Origin of the sequence: Plantactinospora sonchi, assembly GCF_036422035.1 — a bacterium.
Lineage (GTDB): Bacteria > Actinomycetota > Actinomycetes > Mycobacteriales > Micromonosporaceae > Plantactinospora > Plantactinospora sonchi.
Window position 1 is genome coordinate 13,790 of record NZ_JAZGQK010000033.1, and the last position, 18,671, is coordinate 32,460.

Here is an 18,671-nt window from a genome sequence, read left to right on the forward strand (position 1 = left end):
GCCAGGTCCGGCTGAACCGACCGCGCTCACCGAACCCTCTGCAGAAAGAGGTGGCACCACGTGAAGAACACCCCCGTCCGCTCCTCACGGCGGCGCTCGAACCGTCCCCCCCGTAACAAGCGCCTGATCGCCGTGCTGGCCACGCTGGGCGTGTTCGGCGCCATCATCGCGGTCACCCAGGTCTCCAACGCGGGCACCTTCGGTCGCCCACCCAAGGCCAAACCGTGCCCGACCGCGAGCAACCCGGCCACCGCCGCGCCGTCCCCGTCCGCGGCGGCCGGGGCGGACGCGAACGCTCCCGCTGTCGACCCCTCGGCGTCGACCACGGCCAGCAACCCGGGCACCGCCGCCAGCCCGGCCACCGGGTCGTACCACGACCACGGCGCGATCCAGCACCCTGGTGACGGGCAGCAGGGGGGTGCCCCGCTGGGCCAGCGCGGCCGGGGCGGCAACCCGGGCAGCGCGAACTGCGCGCCCAGCCCCGGGACGTCCTCCACCAGCACCACGCCGGCCAGCCCGGCTCCTCCGCTGGAGCCGCTGGGCAACAACTGCTCCGGCAGCGATCTGCAGGCGCACGACGGCTTCCAGAACGGCGACCGCTGTGTCGGCACCGCGTTCGGTGAGGTCGCCGCGCCGGAGAAGAACCCGTCGCTGCTGATCACCTCCGCGCCGCAGTCGGTGCGCCGGAACCAGTCCTTCACCCTCCAGGTCAGCACCCGCAACCTGGTCCGTGACCGGTTCCTGCCGGCCGGGCGGGGTGGCTACTACCTGGAGAGCTCCTTCCTGACCGAGGACGGCCTGGTCCGTGGGCACTTCCACTCGGCCTGCCGGATGCTGACCAGCAACCGGAACGCGCCCGACCCGGCGCCGGTCCCGGCGTTCTTCGTGGCGACCGAGGACGGCCAGGGCGGCGCCGAGCCGGACACCGTGACGGTGACCGTGCCGGGCCTGACCGAGCGTGGCGTGGCGCAGTGCGCGGTCTGGGCCGGTGACGGCTCGCACCGGGTGCCGATGATGGCCCGCGCCAACCAGGTCCCGGCGTTCGACGTGGTCCGGGTCACCGTCCGGTGACCCACGCCGGCTGAGCCCGGCCCGGCCTGGGCGGCGAAACGCTTCGGCGAATCCCGCACCCCCATCCCGGCGGTCTGCTGGTCCCCACCGTCACCGCCGCCAGGTGAGTCCGACGACAGCGCACCGAGGGGAGGACGGCACCGACGGACCGGGTCGGAGACACCTGACCAATTCCAGGCCGGACGGCACCGGAACGCGACAGGCGTTCCGGTGCCGTGCTGTCTGTGCCGCCTGACCTGTCCGGGAACTCTCGGCGCCCCGGCCCCGGGTTCGGCCGGGGCGCCGAGAGTCACCGTCCCGGCGCCGTGACACGTCCGGGCAGCCCGGCGTGGCAGAGTGTCCGGGTGACCGGGACAGCGCCGACGGTGGGTCGGGTACTGCAGCCACCGGCCGGCTACCACGCCGCCGGCTCGCTGCGGCTCCTGGCGATGGGCGTACACGACCCGTGTGCCCGGTTCGTCGACGGGACCTTCTGGTGGGCCACCCGTACCCCGGCCGGGCCGGGCACGCTCGGGCTGCGCCGGGTCGGTGCCGAACTGGTCGCCGAAGGGTACGGACCCGGGGCGGAATGGGTGGTCGAGCGGGCCGACGCCGTCGCCGGGCTCCGCGACGACCTGACCGGCTTCGCCGAACTCGTCGCCGGACACCCGGTACTGGACCAGTTGGCCCGGACCCACCGTGGACTCCGACTGCCGGCGACCGGCCGACTCTTCCCACGACTGCTCCGGGCGATCCTGGAGCAGAAGGTCACCGGCCAGGAGGCGTACCGGGCGTACGCGGCGACGGTCCGGCACTTCGGCGCACCGGCTCCCGGCCCGGTACGCGGGCTCTGGACCCCACCCGAACCGGAGGCGATCGCCGCCGCGCCGTACTGGGTGTTCCATCCGTTCGGGGTGGAGCAGCGGCGGGCCGACACGCTGCGCCGGGCGGCGGCCGTGGCGGACCGGCTGGAGCGCTGCGTCGACGCGGTCGAGGCGACCCGGCGGCTGACCGCGATCACCGGGATCGGGCCGTGGACGGCGGCCGAGGTGGTCCGGACCGTCTTCGGGGACCCGGACGCGGTCAGTGTCGGCGACTACCACATCCCGAACATGGTCGCCTGGGCGCTGGCCGGCGAGGCACGCGGCGACGACAGCCGGATGCTGGCGCTGCTGGCGCCGTACCAGGGTCACCGGGGGCGGGTCTGCCTGCTGTTGACGGCGGGCGGGTTGCACGCGCCCCGGTTCGGCCCCCGGATGCCGATCCGCTCCTTCGCCCGCTACTGAGCCGGTCGGCCGTTCCCCGGGTGACCGGTCCGCGTCACCGTCGGGTCGACGCGGGCCTGCCGGCCGTGCTGGCGTACGACGGTGGCCGCCGGACCCGCGGGTCCGGCGGCCACCGGTGCGACGGCCTCCGGTCAGGAGAGCGGCGTCGCCGTCAGGAAAGGGTCAGCACCGGACCGGTGACCCGGTCAGATGCCACCCGGTCGGGTCGGGCAGGGCGAGGACGGGGTAAGCATGACGTCGTACGTCAGCGTGAAGCCGGCGCTGACCGTCTGCCGCTTGACCGTCGGGAGCCAACCGTCCCGGCTGACCACCACCTGGTACGTCCCGGCCGGCAGCCAGTAGGCGTAGTGCCCCTGGCCGTCCGCCTGGGTCGAGTACCCGGTGGCGCCACCGCCACCGGCCAGGTTGAGCCGGACACCGGCCGGCAGCGACAGCCGCTGGCCGGAGCAGCTCTGTCCGGTGACGGTGCCCTGGATCTTGCCCCAGTCTGCCGGCGGCGAGACGCCGACCTTCACCGCGACCGCCGGCGTGGCGTACGGGGTGTCGGAGGTGAACCCGAACTCGGCGCGGTAGGTGCCGGGCTGGCCGATGCCCGCCTCGGCGGTCGCGGTCAGGGTGACCGTGACCGTCTTCGACGCGCCCGGGGCCAGGGTGAAGCCGGTCGGGGTGGTCGCCAACCACGACAGGCCGCCGGTGTCGCAGTCACCCAGGCCGGTGAGCCGCTCGGCCTCGGCGGTGACCAGGTCACTGCCGCCACCGATCTTGAACACCCCGCACGTCATGGCGCCCCGGTAGACGGCGACCCCGACGTTCGGCAGGTCCCGCCAGGCCCGGGCGACCGGGTCGTACCCGACGGTCCGGTTGGTCACCACGGTCGAGTTGGCCGTCATGCCGCCGGCCAGGATCAGCAGGTCGCCGGCGACGGCGGTCTGCGCCCCCCACAGGTCCAACGGCAGATCCGGCAGCGGTGTCCAGACGTCGGTGGCCGGGTCGTAGCCGTACGTGCTCCGGTAGGTCCGGTCGGCGACCCCGCCGGCGCAGTACACGGCACCGCCGATGCCACCGCAGGCCAGGTACGCCACACCCGTCGGATAGTCCGCCCCGGTGCGGAAGGTACGGCTGCCCGGGTCGAAGATCAGCACGTCGTCGCTCTCGGTGCAGTCCCCGTCGGCGCAGCCGCCGACCATGACGATCCGGCCGTCGACCACCGCCGTACCGGCCGCGGCCCGGGGGGCCGGGTTGCTCAGGCCGACGAGGGTGCTCCAGGTGCCCTGTGCCGGGTCGAAGACGTCCACGGTCGGCACGGGTACGCCGTCGGCGGACCAGCCGCCGATCACGTAGAGCTTGCCGTCCACCGCTGCCGCGGAGGGCTTGCTCCGGCCCCGGGGCATCTGCGCCAGGCCGCTCCAGATGTTGGTCGCCGGGTCGTAGACCCAGGTCGACCGCTCCGTCCCGGTGCCGGCGCCACCGCCGACCGAGTAGACCTTGCCGCCGATGGTGACGGCGGCGTTGTCGAAGACCTGCGCCGGAGCACCCGCGATCCGGCTCCAGGCCAGCTCGTCCGTGGCGGACGTGCCGGCTGGCGCGGCCGGGGAGGTGGCCCCGGTACCGGTACCGAACCCGGTCATGCTCTTCACGCCGGTGACCTTCCGGTCCGCCAGCGGTGCCCCGTGCTGGGCGAGCACCTCGGAGCGGCCGGCCCGTTCCAGCGTCTCGACCGTCGCCGGGGCGCTGCCGGTGTTCCTGACGGTCAGCGTGGTGCTCCGGGTGCTGCCGTACGGCTGGTTCACCTCGACGCCGCTCTGGCTGACCGAGATCCGACCCGCCTTGAGGGCGAAGTTCGCCCTGTTCAGCCGGTCTGTGGTGAACACGACGTCCTTCGGCTCCGGCTGGTACGGCAGCAGGCTCGCCTCGACCGGGTGCGTCCCGGTCAGGGTGGAGACGAACGAGTAGAACCCGTCGTCGATGTTCGGGTCCTCCGGGGTCGCCAGGGTGACCGCCCGCTCGGCCGGCGCGTCCGGGCTGACCACGGTGACCCCGTTGAGCCCCGCGCCGGTGTTCCGGTCGGTGACGAAGCCGGCGACCAGGCTGGCCGGTGTCGGGGTGCAGACCCGGTCGACCAGTTCGACGTTGTCCACCCCCCACCACCAGCCGAAGGTCGCGCCGTAGCGGAACCGCAGCTGCGCCTTCGCCTTGCCGGCGGCCGCCTCCAGCGGCACCAGTTCCTGGACCGGACCGCGTCGCCAGTCGTCCCCGTGCCAGACGTTGGTCCAGGTCTTTCCGCCGTCGGTGGTGACGTCGACGTCACCCGCGTCGTCGCCCGCGGTCGCGTACAGGTCACTGTTGAACCGCAGGTACGGCGCCCGGACGGCGGTGAAGTCGTACACCGGGGAGACCAGGTCGGTGTCCTGGCTGGCGTCGAGCCCCTGGACGAAGCTGTCGACGATCGCGAAGTTGCCGGTGCCGCCGGTCTGGTTGCCCCGCCGGCCCGGGTCGTTGAAGGTCCAGCCCGGATGCTCGGTCCGGTTCACCACCGACCAACCGGCCGGCGCGTCGGTGCCGTCGAAGGTCTCGGTGCCGGACAGCGGCGCGGACCAGCTGCCGGAGTAGCCCGCGGCGGTGCAGCCGTGGTCGACCGGGACCTTGACGGTGAGGGTCCTGTCCTCACCGGCCACCTTCACCGTGCTGGTGGCCTTCCGGTAGCCGGACCGGCTCGCCGTGGTGGTCACGGTGTAGGTGCTGTCGGCCGGCACGGTGAACGAGTACCTGCCGGTGATCGGGTCGGTGCGGACCGGCCCGCCGGGACGGCCGGCGACCTCGACCGTGGCGTAGAGCGGCCAGCCGTGTCCGGAGCCGTCGACCACCTTTCCGGACACGGTCACCATCGCCCGGGGCGCCAGCGCGAAGTTCGCGGTGGTCGCGCCGCGCTCGGGCAGGGTCACCGCAACGCTCTGGCCGGTGTAGCCGTACGCGGTGGCGGTGACGGTGTGCTCGCCGAGTGGCAGGGTCAGGGTGTAGTCGCCGTCGGTTCCGCTCACCGTACGGGTGTCGCCGGCGGCCAACTCCACACCGGGCAGCGGGTCGCCGGTGGCCGAGTCGGTGACCCGGCCGGTGACCCGACCGACCGCGCCGCGCGGCGCCTTGAGCACCGCCTGGTACGCGTTGAGCCGCCCCTCGCCGAAGACGTTGTTGTTGGCGGCGGTGCCGCCGCACTCGGTCGCGTCGACGTCGGTCGCGGTCTCGCCCAGCAGCTTCTCGGTGGCGGCGACGTCCCGGCGCAGGTTCGGCGCGGCGGACCAGACCAGGGCCACCGTCGCGGAGACGTGCGGGGCCGCCATCGAGGTACCGCTGATCGTCGCGTACCCGTCGCCGGGCCAACTGGACCGGACGTTCTCGCCGGGCGCGGAGATGTTCGGCTTGATCCCGCCGTCCACCGCCGAACTGCCCCGGCTGGACTGCTGGTAGACCTGGTTGGCCGAGTTGTAGCCGCCGACCGCGTACGACTCGGGGTAGTCGCCCGGCGAGTTCGCGGTGTTGCAGGCGGGGCCGGAGTTGCCGGCGGAGAAGACCGGGAAGATGCCGGCGGCACGCCAGGCGTCGACGGTCTCCCGGTACCACAGCGCGCCCTGGCCGCCGCCCCACGAGTTGTTGACGATGTCCGGCCGCAGGTCGGGCCGGGGGTTCTGGCCGTTGCGGTCGGTCGGGGCGAGCATCCACTGGCCGGCCAGCAGCAGCGAGGCGTCCGAACACCATTCGCGCTCACAGGCCTTGGCCGCCATCCACGTGGCGCCGGGGGCGACGCCGATCTGGTTGCCGGCGCCGTCGTCACCGACCATGCTGCCCATCGTGTGGGTGCCGTGGCCGCCGGTGTCGCACGGCGCGAACCCGAACTGGCCGCAGACCCCGCTCGGGTCGTACCAGTTGTAGTCGTGGCTGAAGGTGCCGTCACCGTTGTTGCCCCGGTAGGAACCGACCAGGGCCGGGTGATCGTACTGCACCCCGCCGTCGATGTTGGCGACGACGATGCCCTCGCCACGGTCACCGAACTCGTCCCAGACCCGGGGTGCCTCGACGCTCTTGACGCCCCACTCGGCGCCGGTCGTGGCGGCCCTGTCCGTGGTCTTCTCCGGCTGCGGCTCCTCGAGGCGGTACGACCGTACCGGCTCGATCCGGGCGACCTCGGGACGGGCGGCGATGGTGTCGAGCAGCGCCCGGTCACCCTCGACCCGCACCGCGTTGGCGATCCAGTACGGGGTGTACTTCGCCCCCTTGCGGGTCAGCAGGCCACGCAGTCCCTTCTGGGTACGCTCCGCGGTGCTGGTGAGCTGCCGGTGCACCTCGACGGCCCGGGCGTCGCGGTCGGGCAGTCCCGCCGCCGCGTCCAGTTCCGCCCGTTCCCTGAGGTAGACCAGGAAGCTGGTGTGGCCCTTGGCGGACAGCTCGGCGCGTACCTGGCCGTCCACTGTGGCTCCTGCCGGGGCCGCGTTCGCGGCCGGCGGTTGGGCCGTCAGGCCGAGGACAACGGCCGCCGCGACGGCGACCGCGGGTCGGAGTACACCCCGACCCGGTCCTCGACGTGATCGTCGTACTGACAACGTTCCTCCCACTCCAGCGGCGCCCGATCGGTTCGCGGCGCCGGCGTCGGCGCGCCGGGATGCCCGGTGCCGCCGGCCCGGGGTGCCCGGCCGCCAGGGGCCGTCCACACCGGAGCTTGATCATCTTGTGGGCGGAGCAGATCATGATCAAGACATCCGGTGTTACGGAATGTGGGCGGAGGCCGGACCAGACCCGCCTTTCAGCGCCGGCCACGGTGGAGCGTGCCCGGTCGACCGGGCATTCGGTGCCCGACGTGCGACCTGGCTGGAGTCGGTCTGTGCACCGCCACCGCCGGTCCGTGCGGCCCGCCGAATCAGCCGGCGACCGAGAGCAGCGCGTCGGCGACGGTGGTCCGGACGTTGAGCACACTCCGGCCGGCCCGGTGGGTCGCCACCAGCCCGGCGGCCCGCAGTACGGCCAGGTGCTGCGACACCCCGCCGGCCGAGATCCCGGTACGCCGGGCCAGTTCCGTCGTCGACACCGGTGCCCGCATCTCCACGAGCAGCCGGGCCCGGCCCCGGCCGAGTACCGCGCCGAGGGCGTCGGAGGCGCGCGGGCCCGCCTCCCAGAGGGTGCCGACGCCCCGGGCCGGGTACGCGAGCTGCGGCAGCGCGCCCTGGGCCACGCTGAGCACCGAGGGCCAGACGAAAACCGACGGGACCAGGACGAGCCCACTGCCGTCCGGTACGTCGGCGGCGGTGCAATGGCGTTGGGCGATCGACAGTGTCTCGCCCTCCCAGCGGACCCGCTGATGGAGGTCGTTGAGCAGCCCTCCGGCGCCGTCCTCGGCCAGCCGGCGGGCCCGGTGCTGGACCTCGGCGTCGAGCAGGAGCCGGATCCGCGCCCAGTCCGGGGCGAGCGCGATCCGCCAGTACTCGGTGATCTCGTCGGCGAGTCGACGCAGCCCCTCCGCCGGGTCGGCGCGCAGGGCACGCACCGCCGGGGACGGCGTGCCGTCGTACAGGTCCAGGTCGGTCCGGACCACCTCGGGCGGGGTGGCCCGCAGCACGGCCAGCTCGGTGGTGAGGTCCGGGGTCAGCCCCTGCGGTGGCGGGGTCAGGAAGTCCGGCAGGTACCTCGGCCCGGCCGGGACGAGCTGCCACAACAGGCCGCCGTCGGAGCGCGTGCCGTGGGAGTCCGCGCCCACCAGGCCGGCCGCGACGAGCCGGGGGCGGACCCGGTTCGCCCACGGCAGGTGGATCGCGTGGTCGCCGGTGTCGCGCAGCACCCGCACGCTGGCGGCGACCTCCCACAGGCAGGAGACCGCGAACCGGATCCGGGCCACGGCGGCGGCGGACAGACCGATCGAGACCACGGCGCCCCTTCGTCAGACTCCGTACCCACCGGGCTCCGGCCCGGCGCTGACCCCACGTTTTAGCCAGAACTCAAAGAGTACGGCGACGGGCGGCGAGGCCGGAGACTGGCCGACATGACTGATCAACACATCCGCGCCGCCCGGTTCCGCGCACTGCACACCCCCGGCACCCCGCTCGTCCTGGTCAACGCCTGGGACGCGGCGAGTGCCCGGATCGTCGAGGCGGCCGGCGCCCACGCGGTGGCGACGACCAGTGCCGGGGTGGCGTGGAGCCTCGGCGCGCCCGACGGCGACGTCCTCGCCCGGGACCTGGCCACCGCACTCGTCCGGCGGGTGGTCGACGGCGTCTCGGTGCCGGTCACCGCCGACATCGAGGCCGGCTACGGCACCACGCCCGACGAGGTCGGCACGACGGTCCGGGCGGTGCTGGCCGCCGGTGCGGTCGGGGTGAACATCGAGGACGGGCTCGCCGACGGCACATCGGCACTGCGCGACGTCGCCGCGCAGTGCGCCCGGCTGGCCGCCGCCCGCACCGCCGCGGACGAGGTCGGCGTGGCGCTGTACGTGAACGCCCGGATCGACACCTTCCTGCGCGGCCTGGGCGGTCTGGCCGAGACGGTGTCCCGGGCGACCGCCTACCTGGCGGCCGGCGCCGACGGGATCTTCGTACCGGGGCTGCTCGATCCGGAGACGATCGCGACACTCGTGGCGGAGGTCCCGGCACCGGTCAACATCCTCGCCGGACCCGGCGCCCCGTCCGTGCCGGAGCTGGCGAAGCTCGGGGTGGCCCGGGTCAGCCTCGGCTCGTCGGTGGCCGAGGCGGCGTACGGGGTCGCGCGGCGGGCCGCCGAGGAGGCGTTCGGCGACGGCACCTACCACGCCCTCGCCGACGCCCTGGACTACGGTTCCATCAACGCGCTGATGCGACGGTGACCACCACCGGGACGAGTCCTGGGTCGCACGGATCCGGCCTGCTGTCGTGCCGGTCCGCCGGTTGCGCGACGATGGCGGTATGTCGAAGACAGCAGAGGGCGGCAGCTACGTGAACCCCGGCGGGGAGTTCACCCGCGACCAGCGCTACATCGCGACCCGGATCACCGCGGACGGGCGGGACGGCTATCCGGTGGAGCCCGGGCGGTACCGGCTGGTGGTGAGCCGCGCCTGCCCCTGGGCGAACCGCACGATCATCGTCCGCCGACTGCTCGGCCTGGAGGACGTCCTGTCGATGGCGGTCGCCGGGCCGACCCACGACGCCAGGAGCTGGACGTTCGACCTGGATCCGGGCGGCCGGGACCCGGTGCTCGGGATCGAGCGGCTGCAGGAGGCGTTCTTCGCCCGCTTCCCCGGATACGAGCGGGGGATCACCGTGCCGGCGATCGTCGACGTGCCGACCGGGCAGGTGGTGACGAACGACTACGCCCAGATGACGCTGGACTTCTCCGGCGAGTGGCGGGCCTACCACCGGTCGGGGGCGCCGGATCTCTACCCGGAGTCGCTGCGGGCCGAGATCGACGAGGTCAACCAGGTGATCTTCACCGACGTGAACAACGGCGTCTACCGGTGCGGCTTCGCCGGCAGCCAGTCGGCGTACGAGCGGGCGTACCACCGGCTCTTCGACCGGCTGGACTGGCTGTCGGCGCGGCTCGCGGGGCAGCGCTACCTGGTCGGCGACACCATCACCGAGGCGGACGTCCGGCTCTTCACCACGCTGGTCCGGTTCGACGCCGTCTACCACGGCCACTTCAAGTGCAACCGGCAGAAACTGGCCGAGATGCCGGTGCTGTGGGCGTACGCGCGGGACCTGTTCCAGACCCCGGGGTTCGGCGACACCATCGACTTCGACCACATCAAGCGGCACTACTACGAGGTGCACCGGGACATCAACCCGACGGGGATCGTACCGGTGGGGCCGGACCTGGCCGGCTGGCTCGACCCGCACGGCCGGGAGGAACTCGGCGGGCGTCCGTTCGGCGACGGCACTCCCCCGCCGCCGCCGCGCGCCGACGAGGTGGTGCCGGCCGGGCACACCCCGCTCGTCGCCTGACCGTCTGGAGGCCCGGGCGGTGGCGGGGTCGAGCGGGTACGGCCGCTCGGGTGGCCGCCGGCGCCCGGGCCGACGTGCCGTCCCGGCCCTCGGCGGCGAAGAGCGCGGCCAGGGTCATCGCGACCAGCAGCAGCACGAAGGCCACCTGACCAGTGACCGCCCAGGCACGCGGCTGGGCGTGGGCGCCGTGTTCGTCGACCGCCCGCCCGTCCGTCACGGAGGCGACCCGTGGCGTGGTGCTGGTACGCCGGGCCCAGTTTCGCTGGATCAGGATGGCGACCAGGACGCCGCCCGCCGCCAGCGTCGTCAGTCCCCGGGACTTTACGATGCGGACCTGACGGAGAGGCGCTCTTCCGAAGGCTCTCGGGGTCGCGGCAGGACCTCGACGGCGACAGGGACACGGCACGAAGATCCAGAGACCGGCACCTAGCCGGGTTCGGCGGGCCCGGGCACGACAGCGGTGTCCGGGGCCGCCCGGCCGGTCAGCGCGTAGAGCACGGTCCGGACCGCCAGGTGGAGGTCGGTCCGGCTCTGCTCGCTGCCGGGCGCGGGAGCGGTCAGCGCCCCGGCCCCGACCAGCCGGTCGAAGAGCAGCCCGTCGACGAAGGCGACGAAGTGGTCGCCCCGCCGTTCCGGGTCCGCCGCGCCGGCCTGCGCCAGCATCGTCCGGGCCAGGGCCCTCGACGCCCGGCCGTACGCCAGGATCTCCCGCAGTTCGGGGTGGTGGGTCGCCTCCAGCAGGCAGGCGTACCGGGCGAGGGTGCGGGTGCGCCCGGCGGTCAGCCAGTGGTCGAGCAGGGCGGCGATCCGTTCGGCGAGCAGGTCCAGCCCGGCCGGCCCGAGCGGGGCGGCGCCGAACCCGTCCTGCTCGTCGGCGGGGAGCTGACTCCGTTCCTGGTCCTCGCGGTCGAGGTCGGCGAGGCGGCGTACCACCGCCTCGATCAGCGCCCGGCGGGTCCGGAAGTACGCCGACGTGGAGCCGAGCGGCAGTCCGGCCCGGGCGTCCACCGCACGGTGGGTGAGTCCCCGCATCCCCTGCTCCGCCAGCAGGTCGATCGCCGCGTCGGTGATCGCGGCGAACCGGACGGGACCTGTGTTCGCCAACCGCTCCTCCGCTCCGTTGGTGCTCCCGGCGTAGTATGCCTTTCTACAGACGTAGAAGGATCCGCGACGAGCGCGCGGACCAGGACGGAGGCATCGGCATGACGGAGCGGACGGCGGTGGTGGTCGGCGCCGGGATCGGCGGGCTCTGCGCCGGACTGGGCCTGCGGGCCCGGGGCTGGCGGGTCACCATCCTGGAGCGGGCACCCGAGTTCGGCACGGTCGGGTCCGGCATCACCCTGATGTCCAACGCGCTGGCCGGCCTCGACGCGCTCGGCGTCGGCGAACGGATCCGCGCGGCCGGCGCGGTCGAGACACCGGGCGGGGCCCGCACCTCGGACGGTCGCTGGCTGTTCCGGGTCGAGGCGGCAACCCTCGCCGACCGGCTCGGCACGGCGTCGCTCGGCATCCACCGGGCCACCCTGCACGAACTCCTCCGCAGCGCGCTCCCGGCCGACTCGATCGTCACCGGGGCCGAGGTGGTCGACGTGCTCGCCGGGCCACCGGCCGAGGTCGGGTACCTGCGCGACGGTGTCCGACACACCCTCCGGGCCGACCTGGTGGTCGGCGCGGACGGGTTGCGCAGCACGGTCCGCTCCCGGTTGTGGCCCGAGGTGCCCGGCCCGACGTACGTCGGCAGCACCACGTGGCGCGGCATCACCGACCACCCCTGGCGTGGGGAGCTGCTGACCGCGATCACCTGGGCTCCCGGGGCGGAGTTCGGGATGGTTCCGCTCGGCGACGGCCGGGTCTACTGGTTCGCCGCGCTGAACGCGCCGGCCGGGCAGCGCGCGCCGGACGAACTCCAGGCGGTACGGGACCGGTTCGGCGACTGGCACCCGCCGATCCCGGCACTGCTCGACGCCACGTCGACCGTGCTGCGCGGCGACATCCACCACCTCGGCACCCCGCTGCCGACGTACGTGCGCGGCGCGGTGGTGCTGCTCGGGGACGCGGCACACGCGATGACACCGAACCTGGGCCAGGGCGCGGCACAGGCGATCGAGGACGCGGTGGTGCTCGGCGCGTTCCTGGACGGGGCCGACGAGGTGTCGAATGCGCTCCTTCGGTACGACCGGGAGCGGCGCCCGCGTTCCCAGATGATTGCCCGGGCGTCATATCGGATCGGCCGGTTCGGACAACAACTGGAAAGTCGAATCGCGGTCACGCTCCGCAACCTCACGCTACGACTCACCCCGTCGGACACGGCACTGCGGTCGATGAACAGGTTCACCGGCTGGCGCCCGCCGCCAGCGACGTAGCGTGTTTCGGCGGTTGCCGAGCGCGCCGGACGAGCCGTTGGACAGTCCGACACGCCCTGTGAGCATGGGCGATCCGTGGATGAATCAAAATTCAGCTAGATTCATGCCCAAACGGTGCGGTGATCCGTGCCCGATCATCCGGAATAGCTGCATAATGCGTCACAGGTCGCCAGGCATCAGGCTGAAGCGGCGTAAAGGAGCGAAAGGCACGAATGTGAAGCTCACCTTTGTTCGCAAGACTGCTCAGTCACAGGTCAACAACTGCCCGTCGCTGTACCGCACCGACCGTGGCACCTTCGTCGTCCAGGGCTGGCGGATCTCCGACCCTGAGGCCCTCTCCCAGCTCGACATTCCGCCACACGAGACGGCGGTGGAGGTTCCGGCCGACGTGCTGGCGGAGATCGCGAAGACCCTGTAACAGGAGCCAGGCCCAGTAGTACCAACGGCCGATCGGCTCACCCGGTACGCGGGGAGGCGTCCCGCCCGGCGTGGTGAGCCGATCGAACCGCAGCCCCGTCAGACCAATGCCCGGAGCGGGTCGCGCAGCCGGTCAGCCGACCCGTGTCGCCGGCATCTCCCGCAGGTCGGCCAGCCGCACCGGGGTACGCGTCGCCAGCAGGCGTTCCAGGCCGGCCACGTCAGCCACCTCGCCGACCACGTCCACCCCGCCGACCTCCCGCCGGTACCGGTACGCCAACCGGTACAGGTACCGCCCACCGACCCGTTCGACACTCACCTGCCACCGTCCGCAGCAGGAGCACACCCAGCCCCGCATCCCGCGAACATAGCCCTGACCTGCGAAAACCTTCTCATCACCCGGTCGGTACGGTGCTGGTGGGGCGTTCGGGGCGGCTGGGACGCCCGAGCCACCCCACCGGGTCGCGGCGATCTGGTTGACTTGGCCGGGTGAAGCTGCCGATCAACCCGCCGGTCGAGCCGATGCTGGCCAGAAGCGTGCCGAAGATCCCGACCGGCGACGGCATGACGTACGAGCCGAAGTGGGACGGCTTCCGCTGCATCGTCTTCCGGGACGGCGACGAGGTCGAGCTGGCCAGCCGGGGCGGCAAGACCCTCACCCGCTACTTCCCCGAGGTCGTCGCCCAGGCCCGCGCACAGCTGCCGACCCGGTGCGCGGTCGACGGCGAGCTGATCGTGATCCGCCGGGACGGCCCGGGCGGCCAACCCCGGCTCGACTTCGAGCTGCTGAGCCAGCGCATCCACCCGGCCGCCTCCCGGGTGAACATGCTGGCCGAGACCACCCCGGCCGACTTCGTCGCCTTCGACCTGCTCGCCCTCGACGACGAGGCGCTGCTCGACCAGCCGTACGAGCGGCGCCGCGCCCGGCTGGTCGAGGCACTCGGCGCGGTGGTCCCGCCGGTGCACGTCACCCAGACCACCACCGACCTGGCGACCGCTCACCGCTGGTTCGAGATCTTCGAGGGGGCCGGGCTGGACGGGCTGGTCGCCAAGCCGGCCGACATCCCGTACGAGCCGGGCAAGCGGCTCATGTTCAAGGTCAAGCACACCCGGACCGCCGACGTGGTGGTCGCCGGCTTCCGCTGGCACAAGTCCGGCCCGGTGGTCGGCTCGCTGCTGCTGGGGCTCTACGACGAGGCGGGGGTGCTGCACCACGTCGGCGTGTCGGCGTCGTTCACCGCCACCCGGCGCAAGGAACTGCTGGACGAGCTGGCGCCGTACCGGGGTGACGAGGTCGCCGCCACGCATCCGTGGCTGCACGGCGACCACACCGGCGGGCAGCGGGTCCCGGGCGGGCCGAGCCGGTGGTCCGGCACCAAGAGCCTGGAGTGGGAGCCGCTGCGGCCGGAGCTGGTCGCCGAGGTCGGCTACGACGCGATGGAAGGCGACCGGTTCCGGCACACCGCCCAGTTCGTCCGCTGGCGGCCCGACCGGCAGCCCCGCTCCTGCGGATACGACCAGCTCGACCGCCCGATCCGGTTCGACGTCGACCAGGTGCTGCGCGGCGACCCGACGACCACCGCCTGACCCCGGCCCGCCCTGGCCCCGGACGGCAGCCGGAAGCCGGCCACCGTCGCACCCCGGCGGTCCCTGACCCGGGACCGCGCCGGACACCGGACGCTCCCCGCCCCTGACCCTGGACACCGCCCGCCGCCCCGGCCCGCCGGGGCTCGGCGGTCGCACCCCGCCGTTCGCCCGGACCGCGTAACCTGGCGATCGGAGAAGATCACGGAGGATTCTCTTGGTTCGCACGCACCCTCGCCGGTTCTCCACCGCCGGTTTCCGTCGCCTGCCCGTCGCCGGCTTCCTCGCGGTTGTCCTGCTGGCCGCCGGCTGCACCCTGCCGGGGTTCGACCGGGGCGGTGACAACAACCGGCGTGGCCCGGCGAGCACCGCCGGCGCCCCGGACTGGAAGCCCTGTCCGGACATCCCGCGCAAGCTTGTCGGACGTGGCGCGGCGAACATGCGGTACGACTGCGCCACGATCGCCGTACCCGGGGACTGGAACGCGACCACCGGTAAGGCGACCGGCGACGGCAGCAACCTGGAGATCGCCCTGCTGCGCGTCCGCTCCAGCAAGCAGCAGAACCGGATCGGCTCGCTGCTGATCAACCCGGGCGGCCCGGGCGGTTCCGGCATCGACTCGGCGGTCTACCTGTCGTTCGGGCCCTCCTTCGGCGGGCTGCCCGACGACGTGACCCGGCGGTTCGACATCATCGGCTTCGACCCCCGGGGCGTCTCCCGTTCCTCGCCGGTCAAGTGCATCTCCGACGCCGACCTGGACAGCACCTTCGGCTACGAGCCGGACCCGGAGAGCCAGGCCAGCTTCGACGGCCTGGTCGCGCTGAACCGCAGGATCGGGGAAACCTGCGGTGACCGGTACGGCGAGCGGTTGCGCCTCTTCTCCACCGAGCAGGCGGCCCGGGACATGGACGCGATCCGGACCGCGGTCGGCGACGAGAAGCTCAACTACCTCGGCTTCTCCTACGGCACCCTGCTCGGGGCGACGTACGCGCAGCTCTTTCCCCGCAACGTCCGGGCGTTGGTGCTCGACGGCGCGGTCGACCCGAGACAGGATCTGATCGCCGGCTCGGAGAGCCAGGCCAAGGGGTTCGAGCGGGCGTTCGACAACTTCACGAACTGGTGCGCGCGCACGCCGCGCGACTGCCCGATCGCCCCGGACGCGCGGGCGGCGGTGACCGAGGCGCTCGACAAGGCCCAGGCCTCCCCGGTACGCGGCGAGGGCGGCCGGGAGGCGACCGCCGGTTGGGTCTTCTACGCGGTGATCTCCTCGCTCTACACCGAGTCCGGCTGGGAGAAGCTCGCCGCCGCGATCGAGTCGTTGCGGGGCGGCAACCCCAAGGGCGTCTTCGACCTGGCCGACGCGTACGCCGAACGGGACGCCGAGGGCCACTACACCAACCTCTTCGACGCCAATCTCGCGGTGAACTGCGCCGACGACGAGTCCCGGCCCGGGGTGGACCGGATCCGCGCCCTGCAGTCGCAGTGGCGCACGAAGTATCCGCTGTTCGGCGCCCCGCTCGCGGTGGGGATGCTGAGCTGCGAGTTCTGGCCGGCTCAGCGGGATCCGTATCCGACCGGGGCGGCGGTCGGCGCGCCGCCGATCGTGGTGGTCGGCACGACCGGTGACCCGGCGACGCCGTACGAGCAGACGGCGAAGCTGGCCGACATGCTCGGCGTCGGCCGGGTGCTGACCTGGGAGGGTGAAGGGCACACCGCGTATCCGCAGACCCGGTGCATCACCGACGCGGTCGACGCCTACCTGGTCGACCTGAAGGTGCCGGCCGAGGGCGAGCGCTGCCCGGCGCGCTGACCACGCTTCCGACCGCCGCGCCGGTGCCGGCGGCCACACACGGGGCGGGGGGGGCCCCGCCGTGGTTGATCCCCGGTGGCGGAACCGCCGTGGGATCGGTCCCGCCGTGGAGGATCCGTCAGTTGGGGGCGTGCACCCCGGTGGCGTTCCAGTCCCTGGTGGCGCCCCGGACGTACATGGTCGAGGACTGGCTGCCGGAGAAGTACTGCTTGATCGAGCCGGCGAACGGCGTACTGGCGGCGTTGCGGCCGTACACGTCGGTGTAGACCGTGGTCGGGCCGCTGTTCTGCACCTGGAAGGTGCCCGGCCGGAACTCCCGCAGGGTGCCCTTGAACGGTGAGCGCGGGTCGTCCCAGGCGAGGTTCTGCCCGGCCTGGCGGGCCTGGTTGCAGTAGTCGCCACCCGCGAGGTTCGTGTAGCACAGGTCCACGATCCGGCCCAGGTTGTTCGGCTTGGTCGGGTCGTAGTAGCGCGACGGGTTGACCACGTAGAACAGTGGCGCGAGCCGGAAGTTCAGCCCGGAGCCCGTCACCGAGAAGTCGGAGAACCAGAAGTCGTCCATGTCGGAGACGGTGAACGGCACCGGGTTGGGGTAGAGCGGGTCGTAGTGGGTGCGGCCCTCGCGGATCGCCTGCACACAACCCGGCTCGGTGATCAGCCGACCCAGTGAGCGGGTGTCCGACGGCGAGTCCGCCGGCACCGGCGGCGTGACGTTGATGAACTGGCCGCCGAAGCCCGGGCATTCGCTGGGGCTGAATCCCCCGGCCCGCCCGAGCGGGATCATCGCGTTGTACCGGGCCTCGGTGACCTGGCCACCGTTGCTCGCGGTGCAGCGCTGGTTGAAGAGCAGTTCGTGGACGTTGTTGCTGAACGCGTCCGGCGAGTGGGTGCCCTGGTGGAACTTGAGCAGCGTGTCGCAGGTCGCGATCGTGGTGCCCTGCGGCGGGAAGAAGCTGGTGCCGTTGTCACCCTGGATCACGTTGACGTTGTTGACCGTGAGCACCTTGTGCCCGACGTGGTCCTCGTGCCGGTGGCTGTGCTCGGCCATGTTGTCCAGCATCACCTCGCTGGTGTAGCCGAACGCCGGCCAGCCGACGGTGCTGTACAGGTCGGACGGCCGGGGGTCGTCACCGTGTTCGTGGCCGAAGTTGCAACCACCGGGGTCCCGGGTCGGGTGCCAGGTCGGGTAGACCTTGCCGTCCGGCCCGTACGTCCAGTACCGCGCGTGGATCTCGACCGAGCACTCGCCGGACCGGGGCTGGTAACCCTTGTCGTTCGCGGTCGCGATCAGCTCGTAGGCCCGGCTGTTGACCGCGCCGGCGGGCGGAAGCGCCGTGCCCCAGGTCACCGGCCCGGGCGGTGCGGTGGTCGGTGGCGTGGTCGGCGGGGTGGTCGGTTGGCCGGTGGGGGGTGTGGTCGGTGGTGTGGTCGGTTCGCCGACCGCACCGGTGCAGGCGGTACCGTTCATCGAGAACTCGGTCGGCGCGGTGTTGCTGCCGGTCCAGGTGCCGTTGAAACCGAACGAGGTGCTCGCCCCGGTGCCGAGGCTGCCGTTGTAGGTGGCGTTGCGGGCGGTGACCTGGCTGCCGCTCTGCGACACGGTGGCGTTCCAGGCCTGGGTGACCCGCTGACCGGACGGGTAGCTCCAGGTGAGCGTCCAGGAGCTGACCGGGTCGCCGAGGTTGGCGACGGCGACCGAAGCGGTGAAGCCGCCCTGCCACTGTGAGCCGACGGAGTAGGTCACACGGCAGCCGGCGGCGGCAGCGGCGGGCGCGGCGACGGTGATGGCCGCCCCGCTCGCGGCGACCACGGCGGCTACCGTCGCGGCTGACCACAGCCGGGACCGATAGCGGTGGATACGCATCTCCTGATCCTCCAAACGAAGGCGGGATGGGTCGACGGGGTGCTCCCTCGGGACGGGGACCGGTCGGGAAGGTACGGAGCGGGCGTACCTGCTCTGGGGTGAGCACGGTCCGCGCCGGTCGAGTGGCGTCGGTGCGGACCGTTCGGCGAGGATGGGAGCGCATCCATCGAAATGTTTCTATCTATGTTACTGACCGTTTCGTTGCTGTCAACGCGCGCCGGGCAGACCCCGGTCCGGCCGACTGAACCGTGCCCTGACCAGCGCGGACGGTCGAGCGTCGAAGATCACGGCCAACCGTCGCCGCGGCGTCGCCCCGCCGGACGGACCCGAAACCGCGCCGCC

At 72.8% G+C, this 18,671-nt stretch carries 13 protein-coding genes; 8 read left to right on the forward strand and 5 right to left on the reverse strand.

The window, feature by feature from the left end; all coding sequences use genetic code 11:
* Positions 1-60: 60 nt before the first annotated feature.
* A complete protein-coding gene (locus tag V1633_RS30990) occupies positions 61-1,071 on the forward strand; it encodes a Pecanex-like protein 1 (RefSeq protein ID WP_331217854.1) in 1,011 nt (336 codons plus the stop codon).
* 344 nt (positions 1,072-1,415) lie between these two features.
* Entirely contained in the window at positions 1,416-2,336 is a 921-nt protein-coding gene (locus tag V1633_RS30995; RefSeq protein WP_331217855.1) for a DNA-3-methyladenine glycosylase family protein, read from the forward strand.
* A 185-nt stretch (positions 2,337-2,521) separates the two neighbouring features.
* Here V1633_RS30995 and V1633_RS31000 read toward each other — a convergent pair whose 3' ends face one another.
* Positions 2,522-6,931 (reverse strand): S8 family serine peptidase, encoded by a 4,410-nt coding sequence (locus V1633_RS31000; RefSeq protein ID WP_331217856.1) that lies wholly within the window; start codon positions 6,929-6,931, stop codon positions 2,522-2,524.
* Positions 6,932-7,245: 314 nt separating this feature from the next.
* On the reverse strand, positions 7,246-8,247 hold the full coding sequence (locus tag V1633_RS31005) for an ArsR/SmtB family transcription factor (RefSeq protein WP_331217857.1): 1,002 nt from the start codon (positions 8,245-8,247) through the stop codon (positions 7,246-7,248).
* Between the two features lie 114 nt (positions 8,248-8,361).
* Between V1633_RS31005 and V1633_RS31010 the strand changes: the two genes are divergently transcribed.
* Positions 8,362-9,180, forward strand: a complete 819-nt coding sequence (locus tag V1633_RS31010) for an isocitrate lyase/PEP mutase family protein (RefSeq protein ID WP_331217858.1) — start codon at positions 8,362-8,364, stop codon at positions 9,178-9,180.
* Positions 9,181-9,259: 79 nt separating this feature from the next.
* A complete protein-coding gene (locus tag V1633_RS31015; protein ID WP_331217859.1) occupies positions 9,260-10,291 on the forward strand; it encodes a glutathione S-transferase family protein in 1,032 nt (343 codons plus the stop codon).
* Positions 10,292-10,717: 426 nt separating this feature from the next.
* Here the strand turns inward: V1633_RS31015 and V1633_RS31020 are convergent, their stop codons facing one another.
* Positions 10,718-11,395 (reverse strand): TetR/AcrR family transcriptional regulator, encoded by a 678-nt coding sequence (locus V1633_RS31020; protein WP_331217860.1) that lies wholly within the window; start codon positions 11,393-11,395, stop codon positions 10,718-10,720.
* A gap of 98 nt (positions 11,396-11,493) precedes the next feature.
* On the opposite strand from V1633_RS31020, the gene V1633_RS31025 reads away from it, so the two are divergent.
* Positions 11,494-12,654, forward strand: coding sequence for an FAD-dependent monooxygenase (locus V1633_RS31025; protein ID WP_331217861.1), 1,161 nt, complete (start codon positions 11,494-11,496; stop codon positions 12,652-12,654).
* A 214-nt stretch (positions 12,655-12,868) separates the two neighbouring features.
* Entirely contained in the window at positions 12,869-13,072 is a 204-nt protein-coding gene (locus V1633_RS31030) for a hypothetical protein (protein WP_331217862.1), read from the forward strand.
* Positions 13,073-13,204: 132 nt separating this feature from the next.
* Here V1633_RS31030 and V1633_RS31035 read toward each other — a convergent pair whose 3' ends face one another.
* Positions 13,205-13,429 carry a hypothetical protein gene (locus V1633_RS31035; RefSeq protein ID WP_331217863.1) on the reverse strand — a complete coding sequence of 75 codons (225 nt, stop codon included), beginning with the start codon at positions 13,427-13,429 and terminating at the stop codon, positions 13,205-13,207.
* Between the two features lie 131 nt (positions 13,430-13,560).
* Between V1633_RS31035 and V1633_RS31040 the strand changes: the two genes are divergently transcribed.
* Both V1633_RS31040 and V1633_RS31045 read left to right on the forward strand, forming a co-directional pair.
* Positions 13,561-14,658, forward strand: a complete 1,098-nt coding sequence (locus V1633_RS31040; RefSeq protein WP_331217864.1) for an ATP-dependent DNA ligase — start codon at positions 13,561-13,563, stop codon at positions 14,656-14,658.
* 214 nt (positions 14,659-14,872) lie between these two features.
* Positions 14,873-16,465, forward strand: a complete 1,593-nt coding sequence (locus tag V1633_RS31045) for an alpha/beta hydrolase (protein WP_407952134.1) — start codon at positions 14,873-14,875, stop codon at positions 16,463-16,465.
* 118 nt (positions 16,466-16,583) lie between these two features.
* On the opposite strand, the gene V1633_RS31050 is transcribed toward V1633_RS31045, so the two are convergent.
* Positions 16,584-18,329, reverse strand: a complete 1,746-nt coding sequence (locus V1633_RS31050) for a cellulose-binding domain-containing protein (RefSeq protein ID WP_331217865.1) — start codon at positions 18,327-18,329, stop codon at positions 16,584-16,586.
* Between the last annotated feature and the right edge of the window lie 342 nt (positions 18,330-18,671).

What these genes read in the sequence shown, in the direction of transcription:
- V1633_RS31050 (WP_331217865.1), bottom strand. Translation starts at nt 18,329, where the DNA reads ATGCGTATCCACCGCTATCGGTCCCGGCTGTGGTCAGCCGCGACGGTA.
- V1633_RS31025 (WP_331217861.1), top strand. Translation starts at nt 11,494, where the DNA reads ATGACGGAGCGGACGGCGGTGGTGGTCGGCGCCGGGATCGGCGGGCTC.
- V1633_RS31035 (WP_331217863.1), bottom strand. Translation starts at nt 13,429, where the DNA reads ATGCGGGGCTGGGTGTGCTCCTGCTGCGGACGGTGGCAGGTGAGTGTC.
- V1633_RS31010 (WP_331217858.1), top strand. Translation starts at nt 8,362, where the DNA reads ATGACTGATCAACACATCCGCGCCGCCCGGTTCCGCGCACTGCACACC.
- V1633_RS31015 (WP_331217859.1), top strand. Translation starts at nt 9,260, where the DNA reads ATGTCGAAGACAGCAGAGGGCGGCAGCTACGTGAACCCCGGCGGGGAG.